1 protein-coding gene and 1 pseudogene are annotated in these 1,591 nt (G+C 62.8%); one reads left to right on the plus strand and one right to left on the minus strand.

Annotated features, from left to right (window positions below; genetic code table 11):
• Positions 1-706, plus strand: a 706-nt coding sequence (locus AC1DVA_RS28190) for a hypothetical protein (protein WP_476808100.1), incomplete at its 5' end; no start/stop codon positions are given.
• 561 nt (positions 707-1,267) lie between these two features.
• On the opposite strand, the pseudogene AC1DVA_RS28195 reads toward AC1DVA_RS28190, so the two are convergent.
• Positions 1,268-1,536 (minus strand): annotated as a pseudogene (locus AC1DVA_RS28195) (sulfatase-like hydrolase/transferase); the annotation flags it as partial.
• Positions 1,537-1,591: the final 55 nt, after the last annotated feature.

A 1,591-nucleotide genomic window follows, 5' to 3' on the forward strand; every position in this document is an offset into this window, starting at 1 on the left:
GAAGGGGCGAACCGCTAGGGTCGATGCGAGCTTCATCGATATCCTCGATGCCACGCTCGGCGACGGAGGCACTCTGTTTGCGCTGATGGCAGATATTGAGGCCCGCAATGGTAGGTTCTCCCTCCTCGGCAATTTCGCCGGGCTCAAGGTCAGCGTGGATCGCGGGGGCGTGAGAACACGTAGCGCAACGCCGGATATCGCGGGCGCCATCGGCGCGTCGGGCGACGCCAAGACCTCGATGGCCATCCTCGAAGCAGGAGCTACTTACGAGGTCGCCCGCTTCGGGTCGGTCGCCTTCGACATCCTCGCGGGCGCGCGCTATTGGAATCAGCGCGCCGAGCTCTCTTTCGATGCGGGCGCGACGGTCGACATCGGCGACCTCAGCTTCAGGCGCAACGTGGCGATCGCCCGCTCCGGCTCGGTGGACTGGATCGACGGCTTTGCTGGTGCCCGCGTGCGGATTGGCCTGGCGCCTGGTCAGGAATTCGTGCTGCGCGGCGACGTGGGTGGTGGCGGCAGCAATTTCTCGTGGCAGGGCATTGCCGCTTACAGCTTCGATTTTGCCGAGAAGAACGGCATCACCTATTCGGGCGTCATCGGTTACCGGGCGCTCTATGCCGATTATGCCCAGGGCGAGGGGCGTCGGCGTTACGCTTTCGACATGTTAATGCATGGGCCCGTCGTCGGGCTCAGCCTGCGGTTCTGAGCAGGGCCAGCATGGTGGTTCTGACTACGGCGCCTTTCTGACTGCAGAACTAATACGCYCCGGTCAGGTCGTCAGCCCTGGAAGCGCCGGAGCATCGCCCTTAGGCGCGGGAGCCAGTTGGCTGCTGCAACTCCCTGGAAAGGATCACCGGACCCGAACTCGAACGCGCCTGATACAGCCCGCGCGTTCGGACCCGTTGGCGACCGTCTCGGCGCACCGTCGTTGTATTGCAGCGGGCCGATGCTCGACTCGAGCTTATTTAGGGTGTCGATTGGCGGTGGGATCGGGGGCGCCGTCTGGGAGGTGCCTGAGCGGGGGAGTATTAGCGTCGCGCCGGACACGGCTGCAGCAACGGGTCCGATCCGCTTTCATCGGGTCCACCAATCTTCGTATCGAGCTTGGCGATGGGCGCCCGAAAATAGGCAGCGGTATTGGGGGTCGATATTGGGCCAGGGACAATAGACAAATAGGGTTCACATCATAAGGCGACCTCGGGAATTCCGAAGGGCGGCCAGGCAGACGCGCAGTGAAGCCCATGGGAACGTCGGCGAGCCCCCGAGCCGTGGCATTTTCCACGCCGATGGCGGAGTCATACCCGGGGTAGCCCGTCGACTGTTCGGAAATGATACCGAAGCCGGTCGAATGATGGTTACGGCCGGTGATCAGGGCTGCCCGCGCGGCGAACAGAGCGCAGTCGAGTTGAACTGCGGATAGCGCAGTCCCATCCGTGCGATCCGATCCAGGTTCGGCGTCGGTACGACACCACCAAATGTGTCTGAAACGCCATAGCCTTGATCGTCCGTCATAATCAGCAGGATGTTCGGAGCGCCTCATGAACCCGTAGCAATAGTCAAAGCCCATCCCGACCGGCCACTGATCGTAGAG

The organism is Allobosea sp. P4_C6 (genome assembly GCF_056402015.1).